This window comes from Lacinutrix sp. WUR7, from assembly GCF_016864015.1.
In the GTDB taxonomy this organism is placed as follows: domain Bacteria; phylum Bacteroidota; class Bacteroidia; order Flavobacteriales; family Flavobacteriaceae; genus Oceanihabitans.
Map to the genome: position 1 here is coordinate 1,759,096 of NZ_CP045067.1, position 12,033 is coordinate 1,771,128.

Consider the following 12,033-nt stretch of genomic DNA (forward strand, 5'->3'; position numbering starts at 1 on the left):
AAAAAGTATGTCACTGCAAATAGAACTTCAATAGTAAAATAGAATATTTAAAAATCTAAATAATCCACATCAAAGCCTTCCCCTAAAAGTTGCGACATCACTTTTGGGTTTCCATTAGAATAGAATTGTAGTTTTGGTTTATTGGTAGTGTTGTTTAAAAGTTCATGTTGTCTTAGAACCGCTTTGGTTTGTTTAGCAACCGCTTCACCAGAATCTATTATTTTCACATGACTTGGTAGTATTTCTAATAACTGCGGAATTAAATACGGGTAGTGTGTGCAGCCCAAAACTAGATAATCTATATTAGCATCCAGCATCGGTTTTAAGTATACTTGTAGAAGCGCTTTCATTTCTTTGCTATCCACATTACCATTTTCAATTAAAGGCACAATACCTTCGCCTACTTGCTCTATAACTTGGATATCATTAGTAAATAAATCGGTTGTTTTATGAAACAACTCACTAGAAAGGGTTCCTTTTGTAGCAAGAATACCAATGGTTTTTGTTTTTGTATTTAAAGCTGCAGGTTTAATCGCTGGCTCGATGCCTATAAATGGCACATTATAGTTTTCGCGTAAATGTTGTACTGCATTAGTAGTTGCTGTATTACAAGCTACGACAATGAGTTTACTGCCTTTGTCTAATAATAGTTCTGTATTCTTTTTACTTAATGCAATTATTTCTTCTTTACTTTTATTACCATAAGGAGCATATTTGCTATCCGCTAAATAAATTGTGTTTTCATGCGGAAGTAAAGCGTTAAGTTCTCTCCATATAGAAGTGCCACCAACACCAGAATCAAAAATACCAATAGCTTGTTTGCTCATGTTTTGTTTATTGCTTATAAAAGTAAATAATTCCTTTTAAATAGTTTTAAAGTTTATGGCATAAAAAAAGCTGTCTTTTTAAAAGACAGCTTTTTAATTGTTTCGTGTAAATGTTAATTAGAAACCTAATTCTTTTTTAACATCAGCAAGTAAATCTTTACCATCTGCCATGATAACTCCACCACCTTGAGTAGAATCTAAAACATAGTCAAAACCTTGTGCTTTTGCTACTTTTAAAATTGCAGCTTTTGCTTTTTCAGTAATAGGCTTAAGTAAGTCTACTTCTTTCTTTTGCATGTCTTGTTGTGCTTGACCTTGGTAGGATTGAATGTTTTGTTGCATTGTTTGTACTTCTACCATACGTTTTTGATTTTCTTCTGCTGTTTTAGTAGCAGCTTCTGCATCGTATAACTTCATTTTGTTTTGGTACTCAGTAACCATTGCTTTAATGTCCGCTTCGTAGGTTTTACCTAGTTTGTCCATTTCTGCTTGTGCCGTTTTCATTGCAGGCATTGCAGCAATAAGATCTTGTGTGTTTATATGCGCAACTTTAGTTTGTGCTTGCATAAAGCTAGTTCCTGCAATAAATAATGTTGCTGCTAATAATAAAGTTTTAATTTGTTTCATTTTTAATAGTTTAATGTGTGTTATAAATTGTTAATTATCTTCGCCTTCTTCTTCTTCTTCTTCGGCATTATTGTTTTCGCGTTCTTCTTTTGCTTTTCTACGCTCTTCTAATATTTTCGCTTTTCTTTCTTCTAGCTCTTGTTTGCGTGCTTCTCTATCTCTTAATTTTTTTGCTGCTGCTTCTTCTCTAGTGGTAGGTTCTTTACCTTCTGTTGTTTTAGAATCCTTTTCATCTCCTGAGGCTGCACTTACTTCTTTTTGGTCTTCGGTATTATTTTTTGCATCAAGTGCACCTTCTTTTAATTGTTTTCTCGCCTGAACAATACTATCTCTTCTGTTCTGTGCTGCTTCTTTTTTAGCTTCACGTGCTTCTAGAATTTCTTTTCTGCGTTGTTCTGCTTCTGCTGCACGGGTTGCTTTTTTATCTTCTAATGCTTGTTTTCTAGCATCTAATGTTTCGTTTACTTCAGGAACAACTTCTTCTTCTTTAGCATTTTTTCTTTCTTTTTTAGAATTTGCTTGATCCCTTTTAGAAGTACGTACAATAGCTCTTATTACTTGTTCACTTATATCAAATCTATCTGCGGAATAAAGCATTACTACGTCTGCAGATTTATCGAATATAAAATCATACTTTTTTGTAGAAGCAATATCTTGTACTGCTGCAAATATTTGATCTTGTATAGGTTGGATTAATTGTCTTTTTTGAATCATTAAATCACCAGTAGGACCAAATCTATTTTGTTGGTATTCTAATATTTCAAGTTCTTCAAAATCAAGATCTTCTTCACGTTCCTTAACAAGTTCACTAGTTAAAAGCGTTTTTTCGTTACTTAAGTCTTTTCGTTTTTGTTCTATTACACCTAAACGAGAGTCAATTTCAGATTTCCATTTTTGAACTTTGCTTTCCAGCTGCGTTGTTGCTTCTTGGTATTCCGGTATGTTTTCTAAAATGTACTCTGTATCAATATAACCTATTCTTACACCACGTTGTGCTTGAGTAGTAGATATGCTAAGCATGAATACAATTGCCAGTAAAAAAAGAACTTTTAATTTCATCTGTTTTATATTTTATAAATTATTGGCTTTATAAACTCTAAAAAGGACAAACGATTATTTATAGCTTTTTGTCATTTTTGGAATTAAGCTTTTCAAAATTAACGAATTTTAACTTTAAAAATTTTAATTCTTCTTTTAAATAATCAAAATGTTTATAGAAAATATCGTGCCAAATTTTTTTAGATTCTTATTTTGGTTAGAAAAATAAGAAAATTTGTTATCAATACCTATAGCATTGAAATGCAATATTTTCTAGAATTGTTGTCCAATAATAAAGTGCGTTTGCCATCCACTTATTTGATTTGGTTGCCCAGGAATATTATCAAATCCATAACCAAAATCAATTCCTAATAATCCGAAAGCAGGCATGAATAAACGTAGACCTAGACCAGAAGATCTTTTAAGATCAAAAGGATTGTAGTCTTTAAAGTTATTATAAGCAATACCACCTTCTAGAAAACCTAACATATAAATTTTTGCAGATGGTTTTAATGTAATTGGGTAACGTAATTCTAAAGAGAACTTGTTATATATAGAACCACCATCACTGGTTACAAATCCATCTTCATCTACTGGTTGTATAGATTGGTTTTCATAACCACGTAAAGCAATAGATTCTCTACCATCTAAACTATAGCTACCTAAACCATCTCCACCTACGAAGAAACGCTCAAAAGGAATAACACCTCTATCATTATTATACGCTCCTAAGAAACCAAATTCTAAACTTGGACGTAAAACTAATTTACCTACCACTTTAGTATACCAATCTGCTTTGAATTTTATTTTGTAAAACTCTAACATTTTAAAACGCTCTTGATCTATTTCTGATATTCTATTAAAAGCATCGTCATTACCATTCGTGGTTTCCATTAGTTCTGCTCTTTCGTCTGCTAATTCACCATAATCTACATTATTAAATAAAGAATATGGTAAAGATAATTTTGCACTTACGTTGAAGTTAGAACCTCCAGTTGGGAAAACAGGGTCGTTAAATGTGTTGTTTCTACTTAATCCAATGGTATATGCTAAGTTATTTGAATAACCATCACCAAAAGTAAATAGTCCAGTGTTATAATTTTTTAAATCATAGTGTTGGAAACTTACCGCTTGAGAAAGTGTAAAGTAATCATCAGGTACCGAAAGTCTTTTTGCTAAACCAACAGATAGACCTGTAATATTAAAACGCTTGTCTTTATCTGCATTTCCAGTACTTGAATCGTATAAAAACTGCTTAGAGTGCGAAACAGACGTAGAAAATTGTACTGGTTTTTTACCACCTAACCATGGTTCTGTAAATGAGAAACTATAGGTTTGGTAAAATTTACTTGCTTGTAAACGAAGTGCTAGTTTTTGACCATCACCACGAGGTACAGGTTTGTATGCTTTTTTGTTTAAAATGTTTTTAATAGAAAAGTTATTAAAGGATAAACCTAGAGTTCCAATAAAACCACCTCCACCATAACCACCTTGTAGTTCTATTTGGCTAGAACCCGTTTCTACAACACCATATTGTAAATCGATAGTACCTTCATTAGGGTTTGGATTTTTAAAGTCTGTAGATATTTGTTCTGCATCAAAGAATCCTAATTGACTTAATTCTCTAATAGTACGAACTACATTTGCTTTACTATATAATTGTCCTGGTCTGGTACGAAGTTCACGGTAAATTACTTTATCGTTTGTAACATCATTACCATGTACAGTTACGCTATTGAAATAGGTAGGTTTTCCTTCAGAAATTCTAATTTCCATATCAATAACATTACCTTCAGCATTAACTTCTACTGGGTTTATAGTAGAAAATAAATAACCATTATTTTGATATAAATTGGTTAAATCTGCTGCATCCGGTTTCGTGTTGTCTGCAATTCTTTCTTGTAATAAAACACCATTGTAGGTTTCACCTTTATTAACACGTAGCACTCTTTTTAATTGCTCGTCTGAATATACTGTGTTACCAATAAATGAAATATCTCCAAAACTATATTTCTCTCCTTCTTCTAGATTAATTTTTAAAGAAACGGTGTTATCATTGTTTTTTATTAAGCTGTCAGATAATATTCTAGCATCTCTATAACCGTTTTCTTTATACTTGTTTATTAAACTAGTTAAGTCTGTTTTATAGTCTTCTTCAATATATTTAGAACGCTTCCAAACTCTTGGGTAGATTCTTTTTTTAGTATTCTTCATTGTACCACGTAGCTTTTTATCTGTTAAAACAGAATTACCAGTAAATACAATGTCTTTTACTTTTACTTTTTTCCCTCTATCTATTGCTAAAACCATATTGACTTTAGCTTTATTTAAAGTATCTATAACTTCTATGGTGTTTATATTAACTTTCGTATTATAAAAACCATCTTTTTTGTACTTGTTTTGTAAGTAGTTTTTTGTTGTGGTTACTAAGTTTTCTGTAACCTTTACTCCTTTTTCAAGTTTGTTTTCTTTTGTTATAGTTTCTTTTTTACCTTTTTTAACTCCTGTAATTTTAAGAGCATTAAGTTCTGGTAAATCAGATAATCTAATTTCTAAGAATGCAGTGTTATCTTCTACTTTTAATAGATAGATGTCGATATCATTAAAAAGATTGGAGTTCCAAAGTTTTTTAATGGCAGCACTAATGTCCTCACCAGGGATCTGTATCTCGCTTCCTTTTCTTAACCCAGAATAGGTAATAATGGTTTGCTCACTAAATGATGTGTTACCATTTACTGTAATTTCTGCAATAGTGTATTTGTTACCTTTTGTAAATGTAGTTTCTTGAGCATAAGTGCTTAAACTAAATATGGTTACTATTACTGCTAAAAAATGTTTAGTACTTCTTTTTAAATACTTTAGCTTAGCTAAGTTGTTCACTTGTTTTCCCAAATCTTCTTTCTCTTTTTTGATATTCTATTATGGCTTCGTATAAATTTTGCTTCGTAAAATCAGGCCATAATGTTTCCGTAAAATACAATTCTGCATAGGCAATTTGCCAGAGCAGAAAGTTACTAATACGTTGTTCGCCACTAGTTCTAATCAGCAAATCTACATCTGGTAAATTTTGCGTGTAAAGATGCTCATTAATAAATGATTCATCAATATTTTCGGGCGAAATTATATTATTTTTAACTTTAATTGCTATTTTTTTAACGGTATTTAGTATTTCCTCTCTGGAACCATAGCTTAAAGCTAAGGTAAGAGTCATTCTATTATTCGTTTTTGTTTTATCTATAACTTCAAGAAGTTCACGATGTGCTTTTGCAGGTAAATCGGATAAATTACCAATAGCAGATAATTTAATATTGTTTTTTTGAAGTGTTTTTATTTCTTTCTTTAGTGCAGAAACTAAAAGTTTCATTAATGTTTGTACCTCTAGCTTTGGTCTGTTCCAGTTTTCTGTAGAAAAAGCATATAGCGTTAGGTTTTCAATACCTAGTTCTGCCGTTGCTTCCACGGTTTCCCGAACAGATTTTGTGCCATTTTCATGACCAAAAGCACGAAGCATACCTTTCTGTTTTGCCCATCTACCGTTCCCATCCATTATAATAGCTAGATGTTTTGGTAATTTGTTGATATTTATATTTTCTTTTAAATCCATTTAGAAGGAACAATAACAAGGCGTTTCACCAAAAGTATAGGTTAGTATAAAACCAGTAAATACGTACCAGTCATTATTATTTAAATTTCCAAAAGCAAATCTATCATAAGCTTCTACTGCATCTGGTACACTTCCATCAATTTCGTCTGTGAAGGTGTAACGTGCTCCAACTTCTCCTGCAAGTATTAAGTTTTGTGCTATTTGATGCTTGTATCCTAAAACCATTGGTATTCCAAAAGCAACGCTGGACGTTTCATCGTCTACTAGTTCTCCCTGGAAATTGAAATGAAAATTATCGTGTGTGGCAACGGTTATTCCTGTATATAAATATGGTGTAGAGTTTGTTTTTCTACTGTGTAAGTTAAAATCAAGGAAAGTAAATTCTATACCTAATGAAGCTTCAATTATTGGATTGGTAAACTTGTAATCTCTTTCTTTCCTTCTTGGATCTTTAGATTTACTATCGTCTGCTTCTAGTTCTGAGTATATTAATGAAAAACGAAAAGAATGTCTAGCACTTCTATTCCATTTAAAGACACCACCAATTGCTGGTTGGTTTGGCGAAATGTATTTTGTTGCACCAACATCACCAATAAAATTACTGCCACCAGCGAACACACCTATTTCATAGGTTTGTGCTTGCGATAGCTGAAAAGTTAAAGCGCTTATTAAAAAAATAATAAAATACCTCATATACGATTAAAGTTTGCAAATATAATAAATAAGATTAGCCAATAACAATTTGAGACAAATTGTATGGGAATAAAACAGTATTTCGGTTAAAATATTGTTTAATTCCGTTTATCCTCACCCCAAAGTAGTTTTTTTCTGAGTGTGTCTAAGAAGCTTTCTTCTATTAATTCTAGCATTTTTACTGTAAAATCTGCTTTTTTAATCTTTATTATGGTGTTATTATTTAGTGTGGCTATTCTAGAATCTAAAGAAACTAAATGCTGGTCTTCTCTACCATCTACTTTTAATTCTATTTCTGTAGAGTCTGGTATTACTAATGGTCTTGCGCTTAGATTATGAGGTGCAATTGGTGTTAGTACAAAACTATTGGTGTCTGGCGTTATTACTGGTCCGCCGCAACTTAGCGAATATCCTGTAGATCCCGTTGGCGTAGATACTATCAAGCCATCACTCCAGTACGACGTTAAATACTCACCATTCAATTTGGTGTCTACAGTAATCATAGAAGTGGTGTTTTTTCTACTTACTGCAATTTCATTTAAGGCAAAGTTTATATCTTTAATATCCTTATTCTCAGGAAATGTTTCAATACTTAATAAACTGCGTTCTGATATTTTATAATTTTTATTTAAAATATTTTTAAAAGCGTCCTCGATATCGTCTGTTTGTATCGTTGCTAAAAAACCTAAACGTCCAGTGTTTATTCCAACAATTGGAATGTCTAAATCTTTTACATAGGTTATTGCTCGTAAAATGGTGCCGTCTCCACCAATGCTTATTAATAAATCAAAACTTCTATTTAATTCTGTGAAAGTGGTAATAAATGCGTTTTTTATTGAAGATTTTATATGATTTAAAAACTCTTTTTCTATGCATATTTCGACTTCTTCCTTTAAAAGTACGCGAAGTAAAATTTGAAAGGCATCCACGGTTTTTTCAGAATAGTACTGACTATAAATAGCTATCTTCATCTTATATATTTAGATATTTGTTAAGATAGTCCGATCGTTCTTTTAAACTTTCAAGATAACTGTCTTCTTCATGGCCAGAAACTACATTATAGCTATAACGTCTAAAAGTTTGCATAATGTCATTCAATCCTGTGTTTCCTACTTTTAAAGTTATTTGTACCACATCGTTTTCCATTTTAGAAATAAAAGCACCTAATAATTTTCCGTCATTAGATTCTACAATTTGGCTTATTTCGCTAAAGGAATAGTCATTTAAGCCTTTCTCTACTATTAAAATACCTCCAGCTTCAGAGAAAAAAGGAGTTTCATTAAATAAACCGATAACATCTTTAAGTTCATAATACCCTAAGTAAATATTGTTTTTATTTAAAACAGGCATAATGTTCGTCGAATTCTGCGCAAAAGCTTCTAATGTGTCTAACCAGTTTGTATCTTCTCTAACAAAAAAACCTTCCACAGAATACGTGATTTCACTTACTAGTTTTGTAGCCTCAAAACAATGTACGTCTGTTTCAGAAATACAACCTAAATAGACACCTTCCTTACTTTTTATAGGAATATGGGAATAGGTAAGTTGGTTAAACAGTACTTGTAAGTCACGAACACTATCTGTTAGTGTAAGTGGTTTAATGTCGTTTATTAAATAATTAGAAAGATTCATTTTTCTTCATTTTTACTTCTGCAAATTAATCAAAAAAATAGTACAATAAGCTTGTTCTAGTTTGTATTTTTGTACTATAATACTTTATATAATGACAAAACTAAGTGTAAATATTAATAAGATAGCAACTTTACGAAATTCTCGAGGTGGAGATTTGCCAAATGTAGTACAGTTTGCAAAAGATGTTCAGCGTTTTGGAGCAGAAGGTGTAACGATTCATCCAAGACCAGATGAAAGACATATTCGCTATCAAGATGCTTATGATCTAAAACCAGAAGTATACACAGAATACAATATAGAAGGAAATCCAATTCCGAAATTTATAGATATGGTTTTAGCCATAAAACCAACCCAAGTTACTTTGGTTCCAGATAGTGTAGATGCCATTACTAGTAACGCTGGTTGGGACACTATTAAGCATAAAGGTTTTTTAGTGGAAGTCATTAAAGAGTTTCAAGCTAACGGAATACGAACCTCCATTTTTGTGGATCCAGATTTAAATCAAATGGAAGGCGCAAAAGCTACAGGAACAGATAGAATTGAGTTGTACACCGAAGCATTTGCACACCAATACAGTTTAGGTAATCACGACGCTATTAAGCCATATACCGCATGTGCAGAATTATGTAATACATTAGGTTTAGGAATAAACGCAGGACACGATTTGTCTTTAGATAATTTGAAGTTTTTTAAAGAAAATATTCCTGGCCTATTAGAAGTCTCTATTGGTCATGCATTAATTTCTGAAAGCCTTTATCTTGGTGTAGAAAATGTAATACAAATGTATTTACAACGACTGAAGTAGTAGTAAAAAATAACCAAAGAATCAATAGTTAAAAACATTCGAGCGTTCGTGGGAGATAAAGAAATATTACATTCAAATATAATAGGTGAAGGAAGACCATTTGTAATTCTTCATGGTTTTTTAGGTATGAGCGATAACTGGAAAACCCTTGGTAATCAGTTTAGCGAAGCTGGTTTTCAAGTACATCTTGTAGATCAACGTAATCATGGAAGAAGTTTTCATAGTGATCTTTTTAATTATGAAGTTTTAGTAGAAGACTTAAAAAACTATTGTGAAGCACATCATTTAGAAGATATTGTATTACTTGGTCATTCTATGGGAGGGAAAACAGCGATGTTGTTTGCTACAGAATATCCAGAATTAGTTTCTAAATTAATAATCGCAGATATTTCACCAAGATTTTATCCAGTACATCACGATGCTATTTTAGAAGGATTAAGTAATTTGAATTTTGAAGAATTAAAAACAAGAGGAGCTGCAGATAAAGTGTTATCTAATTATGTTTCCGATTTTGGTACAAGGCAGTTTTTACTTAAAAATCTATATTGGATAGAAAAAGGAAAACTAGCACTCCGTATAAATTTAGATGTTTTAAAAGAAAATGTAAGTGAAGTAGGCGAAGCATTACCAATGCATGCAAAATTTGATAAAGACACTTTGTTTCTTCGTGGAGACAAAAGTGAATACATTTCGCTACAAGACGAAGCGATAATTACTAGACATTTTCCTTTAGCAAAAATTATAACTATTGCAAATGCAGGACATTGGTTGCATGCAGAAAATCCCGAAGATTTTTATCAAGCTGTTATAGATTTTGTAAATTAGACTAAACGAATTGTAGTTACTATATACTAATTAAATAAACAAAAACGATGAACTTAATTTTAAGACTTCTATTAAATGCTATAGCCGTATTCGCTTTAGCTAATATTTTAAGTGGTGTACAAGTAGATGGTTATCAAACGGCAATTATTGTAGCCATTGTACTTTCTCTTTTAAACCTTATAGTAAAACCTATTTTAGTAATTCTAACCTTGCCAATAACCATTATAACACTAGGCTTATTTATGTTTGTTATTAATGCTTGCATTATACTTTTAGCAGATAATTTTATAGATGGCTTTACGGTTAGTAGCTTCTGGACAGCAATGCTTTTTAGTGTGCTATTAAGCATCTTACAATCTATCTTACAATCTTTTTTGAAACAAGATTAAAAGTGGGCTAATTTTCAATACGTTAAAAACTTTGTTCTAGTGTAAAAAAGTAGTATTTTTGCACTCCTTTAAAAGAAATTATTTGAAGTTTCTTTTAAATTTTATTTCTCGTAAAACGGAAATCTAAACTAGTGTTAAATGCCCTTTTAGGGTTTTATATCATTTATAATGAATATTACAAGAGAAAACATTGATGCATTAAATGCAGTAGTAAAAGTAGAAATCGCGAAAGAAGATTATAGCGACAAAATTGAAAAAATCTTAGTTGATTATAGAAAAACTGCTAACATTCCTGGATTTAGAAAAGGGCACGTGCCAATGGGAATGGTTAAGAAACAATATGGTAAAGCCGTTTTAGTAGACGAAGTTAACAAACTTTTACAAGAAGGTTTAAATAAATATTTAACCGAAGAAAAGTTAGATGTTTTAGGGCAACCATTACCTAAAGTACAAGACGAAATTAACTGGGATGCGGAAAGCTTTTCTTTTGAATTCGAATTAGGTTTAGCACCAGAATTTAATGTAGACTTAAAAAGCAAAAAAGCAATAACACACTATAATATTGTTGCAGGAGATAAAATGATTGATGATCAAATCATAAACATCCAAAAACAATATGGTACATTAATTCCACAAACTGCAATCGAAAAAGACAGTGAAATAACTGGAACTTTTAAGAACGAAGAAAAAGAAATTGAAAATACAGTAACCTTAACTTTAGATAAACTTAAAGGAGCTGCAAACGCAAAGAAATTTATTGGAGCTAAAGTTGGTGATGTAATTACTTTAAAAACAAAAGGGTTATATAGTGATGATCATGATTTAATGCATGCATTAAAAGTGCAACATGAGGATGCACACGGTTTAGAAATTGAAGTAACTTTTACGGTTACAGAAATTAATAAGCGTGAGCTTGCAGATTTAGACCAAGAGTTATTTTCTAAATTATTTGCAGATGGTAGTGTAACTTCTGTTTCCGAATTAAAAGAAAAGATTAAAGAAGATGCCGAAAAACAATTCGTGCAACAAGGAGATCAAAAACTTTTAAATGATGTTACAGAATATTTAGTAGCGAATACTAAATTTGATTTACCAGCAGCATTTTTACAAAAATGGATGCAAACTGCAGGTGAACAACAATTAAGTGAAGACCAAGCTAAAGACGAATATGAAAAATCTGAAAAGAGCTTACGTTACCAATTAATTGAAGGGAAATTAATCACGGATAACAAAATTCAAGTAACCTTAGAAGATATTCAAGGACATGCTAAAAACATGATTAAAGCACAAATGGCGCAGTTCGGACAAATGAATCCTTCAGAAAAAGAACTAGACGATATTGCTGCTCGTGTTTTATCTAACCAAGAAGAAGCTCGTAAAATATCAGAACAAATCGTTAGCCAACGCTTATTAGATATCTATAAAGAAAAGGCAAATGTTAAGGTTAAAGAATTAACGTACGAAGACTTTGTAAAAGAAGTTTACGGAGATAAATAATAAGCAAAATTAGTTGCACTTAGCTTATGTAAGTGTTAACATAATTTTAAAGAATAAATCCTTATATTTAGGCGTTGAAACTTTTCGGTTTTAACG

At 31.4% G+C, this 12,033-nt stretch carries 12 protein-coding genes; 4 read left to right on the plus strand and 8 right to left on the minus strand.

All coding sequences use genetic code 11. The features are described 5' to 3' along the window. Nucleotides 1-47: 47 nt before the first annotated feature. From murI to FG167_RS07745, 8 genes are all read right to left on the minus strand, one after another. On the minus strand, nucleotides 48-827 hold the full coding sequence (gene murI / locus FG167_RS07710; RefSeq protein WP_203460833.1) for a glutamate racemase: 780 nt from the start codon (nucleotides 825-827) through the stop codon (nucleotides 48-50). Between the two features lie 117 nt (nucleotides 828-944). Further along, on the minus strand, nucleotides 945-1,454 hold the full coding sequence (locus FG167_RS07715; RefSeq protein WP_203460834.1) for an OmpH family outer membrane protein: 510 nt from the start codon (nucleotides 1,452-1,454) through the stop codon (nucleotides 945-947). Nucleotides 1,455-1,484: 30 nt separating this feature from the next. Then, on the minus strand, nucleotides 1,485-2,513 hold the full coding sequence (locus tag FG167_RS07720; protein WP_203460835.1) for an OmpH family outer membrane protein: 1,029 nt from the start codon (nucleotides 2,511-2,513) through the stop codon (nucleotides 1,485-1,487). Between the two features lie 252 nt (nucleotides 2,514-2,765). Beyond that, nucleotides 2,766-5,384, minus strand: coding sequence for an outer membrane protein assembly factor BamA (gene bamA, locus FG167_RS07725; protein WP_203460836.1), 2,619 nt, complete (start codon nucleotides 5,382-5,384; stop codon nucleotides 2,766-2,768). Further along, on the minus strand, nucleotides 5,356-6,096 hold the full coding sequence (locus FG167_RS07730; RefSeq protein ID WP_203460837.1) for an isoprenyl transferase: 741 nt from the start codon (nucleotides 6,094-6,096) through the stop codon (nucleotides 5,356-5,358). Before FG167_RS07730 ends, bamA begins: the two co-directional genes overlap by 29 nt. Then, on the minus strand, nucleotides 6,097-6,789 hold the full coding sequence (locus FG167_RS07735) for a DUF6089 family protein (RefSeq protein WP_203460838.1): 693 nt from the start codon (nucleotides 6,787-6,789) through the stop codon (nucleotides 6,097-6,099). A 98-nt stretch (nucleotides 6,790-6,887) separates the two neighbouring features. Beyond that, complete coding sequence (locus FG167_RS07740; protein WP_203460839.1) at nucleotides 6,888-7,760, minus strand: NAD kinase; 873 nt, start codon at nucleotides 7,758-7,760, stop codon at nucleotides 6,888-6,890. 1 nt (nucleotide 7,761) lies between these two features. Continuing rightward, complete coding sequence (locus FG167_RS07745; RefSeq protein ID WP_203460840.1) at nucleotides 7,762-8,421, minus strand: acetoin utilization protein acuB; 660 nt, start codon at nucleotides 8,419-8,421, stop codon at nucleotides 7,762-7,764. Between the two features lie 91 nt (nucleotides 8,422-8,512). Between FG167_RS07745 and FG167_RS07750 the strand changes: the two genes are divergently transcribed. The 4 genes from FG167_RS07750 (at nucleotide 8,513) to tig (ending at nucleotide 11,937) form a co-directional block, all read left to right on the plus strand. After that, a complete protein-coding gene (locus tag FG167_RS07750) occupies nucleotides 8,513-9,226 on the plus strand; it encodes a pyridoxine 5'-phosphate synthase (protein WP_203460841.1) in 714 nt (237 codons plus the stop codon). A gap of 48 nt (nucleotides 9,227-9,274) precedes the next feature. Continuing rightward, nucleotides 9,275-10,051, plus strand: a complete 777-nt coding sequence (locus FG167_RS07755) for an alpha/beta fold hydrolase (protein ID WP_203460842.1) — start codon at nucleotides 9,275-9,277, stop codon at nucleotides 10,049-10,051. A 47-nt stretch (nucleotides 10,052-10,098) separates the two neighbouring features. Beyond that, nucleotides 10,099-10,440, plus strand: a complete 342-nt coding sequence (locus FG167_RS07760; RefSeq protein WP_203460843.1) for a phage holin family protein — start codon at nucleotides 10,099-10,101, stop codon at nucleotides 10,438-10,440. 168 nt (nucleotides 10,441-10,608) lie between these two features. Continuing rightward, nucleotides 10,609-11,937: a trigger factor gene (gene tig, locus FG167_RS07765; protein WP_203460844.1), complete on the plus strand. Its 1,329-nt coding sequence runs from the start codon at nucleotides 10,609-10,611 to the stop codon at nucleotides 11,935-11,937. The last annotated feature ends 96 nt before the right edge of the window (nucleotides 11,938-12,033 follow it).